The 2,647-nt window shown below is 63.2% G+C and carries 3 protein-coding genes; all 3 read right to left on the bottom strand.

All coding sequences use genetic code 11. The annotated features are described in order from the left end of the window. Nucleotides 1-1,610, bottom strand: a 1,610-nt coding sequence (locus ACXJL8_RS38590; RefSeq protein WP_456686769.1) for a thiamine pyrophosphate-requiring protein, incomplete at its 3' end; no start/stop codon positions are given. Nucleotides 1,611-2,213: 603 nt separating this feature from the next. Continuing rightward, complete coding sequence (locus ACXJL8_RS38585; protein ID WP_456624065.1) at nt 2,214-2,372, bottom strand: hypothetical protein; 159 nt, start codon at nt 2,370-2,372, stop codon at nt 2,214-2,216. Nucleotides 2,373-2,430: 58 nt separating this feature from the next. Continuing rightward, nucleotides 2,431-2,647: transposase (locus ACXJL8_RS38580; RefSeq protein WP_456686768.1), on the bottom strand; the 217-nt coding region annotated here is incomplete at its 5' end.

Below are 2,647 nucleotides of genomic sequence, written 5' to 3'. Positions count from 1 at the left end.
GTCTCCTTGCTGGTGATGAACTCCAGCAGCACCGGCACGCCTTCCTTCGTCTTCTGGATGCCGCGCCTGATCGCCGGGATGATGTCCTCCGGCTTCAACACCCGCTCGCCATAGCCGCCGAAGGCGCGCGCCATCGCGGCATAGTCGCCGGAAATGTCGGTCGAGCGATATTTCTCGGTCGAGACCGGCATCACCTTCAACTCGATCGCCATCGAGAAATTGTTGAGCAGGATCGACATGATCGGGATGCGCTCGCGCACCGCGGTCTCGAAATCCATTCCGGTGAAACCGATCGCCGCATCGCCCCAGACATTGATGCAGAGCTTGTCGGGCTTTGCCAGCTTGGCGCCCATCGCGAGGCCAAGGCCGTAGCCGAGCTGCGTCGTCTTGCCCCAGCCAAGATAGGAGAGGGGTTCGACCGCCTTCCAGAACGGCGAGAGCTGGTCGCGCGGGCTGCCGGCATCATGGGTGATGATGGTGTTGTTGATGTCGACGGTGCGCTGGAGGTCCCACAGCACCCGATAAGGGCTCAGCGGCGCGTCGTTGCTGGACAGCTTCGGCATCCACTTTGCAAGCCACTCCTTGTGCGAGGCAGCGATCTCGGCCGCGACCGCCGAGGCATCGMGATCCTTCGTGACGGTCTTGCCGATCTCCTCCAGCAGCGCATCGAGCACGAGCCCGGCATCGCCGACCAGGCCGATCTTGGCTTCCACATCCTTGTTGAGATGGTTCGGATCGAGCGTGGAATGGATGATGGTCTTGCCCTTCGGCATCGCGATGCCGAAACTGGTCTCGGTGAAGGAGCAGCCGATGCCGAAGATGACGTCGGCCTCGCTGAGGAACTTCGGAACCGCGCGCGGCACCGCGAGGCCGCCGGAGCCGAGCGAGAGCGGATGGGTTTCCGGGAACGAGGACTTGCCGCCCAGGCTGGTGGTGACGGGAATGGCGAGCCGCTCGGCAAGCCGTTTCAGCTGCGGCCAGGCCTGCGCGTAATGCACGCCCTGGCCGGCATAGATCACCGGGCGCTTGGCGGCGACGAGGAGGGCGGCTGCTTCCTTGACATGCACGGGATCGGCGCCGTAGCGGGTGCGCAGCACCGGCGTGTAGTTCAGCGGCTCCGGCACCTCCTCGTTCCACATGTCGGCGGGAATCTCGACGATCACCGGCCCGCCGCGGCCGTTCCTCAACCTGGTGAAGGCGCGGCGAAAGATGTTGGCGACTTCCGCCGCCAGGATGATCGGCTCGGACGATTTGGCGAACGCCCTCATCACCTCGCTGGAGTTGAAATTCGGCTCGATGTGCGCCAGCCGGCGCGGATAGCCCATCGGCAGCACCAGCACGGGCACGGACTCGCCAAAGCACTGCGCGACACCGCCCATCGCGTTCTCCGCACCGGGCCCATGCTGCATGCAGAACGCGCCGATCGAGCGCCCCGACGTCACGCGCGAGATCGCGTCCGCCATGTGGATGCCGACGCGCTCCTGGCGCACCATCACAGGGCGGATCTCGGCGCTCGCCGCGTGCTCGATCAGATGGTTGACGGGATAGCCGCAGAGGATCTCGATCCCCTCGCGCCTCATGATTTCCGCGATCGCAGTGCCGAGCTTCATGGCGTCTCTCTCCCTGGGCAGGCCGGTTGGTCCCGGCTGATTGGGGGAGAGAGGATCAGGAATTTGGAGAGGCGTAAAGCGCGGGCGCACGAAGGCGTGGTAGGTCAGCCATGCAGCGCGAGCGTGCGGCCGGACAGGGGGCTGCGCGGCCTATCCCACCAAAGCCAGTGCGAGCAGGCCGGACCCTAACAGCGCGACGCCGGCCACGGTTACGGCCAGAAAAGCGAGCGATGTGAATTCTTCACGCATGGACGTCTAACCTGACTTTACCACGCTCCGATCATCACCAGAGTGGCGATGCTCAGGAACGAGCAACAGAGGATGATTGCCGGAGCGACGAAAACCTGATGCGACTGCATTGTTGCATCTCCCAATCCGAACAGTCGCAACAATAGCTCGGCAATGTTTTGCGGTGACTTCGTGGCGGCTTGAAAGTGGCTTCAATCCGAAGGCCGATTGTTTCGTTCCGCGCGGTCGACGAAGTCTCTTCACGGGTTCGCGAGCGGAAAACCCGACATCTCACGCCAGGCATTCGGCAATGATGAGCGCCCGGTTCGGCTCGGGCAGCCCGAACCGCAGCGAACGCGGTCAATTTGCAGGAGTTCAAAACAAGGCGGCGTTGAGAGCCTGTCCGTAGATCATTGCGGCCACGAGGGAGACCAGCAGGCCCGCTCCCGAGAAGATCATGAGCACCTTCAGAGTTTCGACGTCAACGTTGGTTCCTGTCGCCCGGGATATTGCCTTTGCCAGTGCAGCCATCATCGCCAGCTCCGAAGCAGGCCGCGCGGCGGCGGGGCCAGACTTGGTCTAGGGTCCGGACTCAATTGATCCACCAAGTGATTGCAGCGGCCAGAAGGATTGCGGACAGGAAGATGTCTGCGCGCTTGTCGTATCGGGTTGCGATGCGGCGGAAGTCCTTGAGACGGCAGAACATCCGCTCGATAACGTTGCGACCTTTGTAAGCGGTTTTGTCGTAGCGATGCGGATGCTTGCGGGTCGGATTTGGCGGGATCACGGCCTTGATACGGCGTGCGGCC

The sequence above is a fragment of the Bradyrhizobium sp. P5_C11_2 genome (assembly GCF_054049755.1).
The sequence above is the reverse complement of the archived record's forward strand: the minus strand, read 5'-3'. Positions and strand labels throughout refer to the sequence as shown.

Coding starts and splice junctions, on each gene's coding strand:
- ACXJL8_RS38585 (WP_456624065.1), bottom strand. CDS start 2,372: ATGATGGCTGCACTGGCAAAGGCAATATCCCGGGCGACAGGAACCAAC.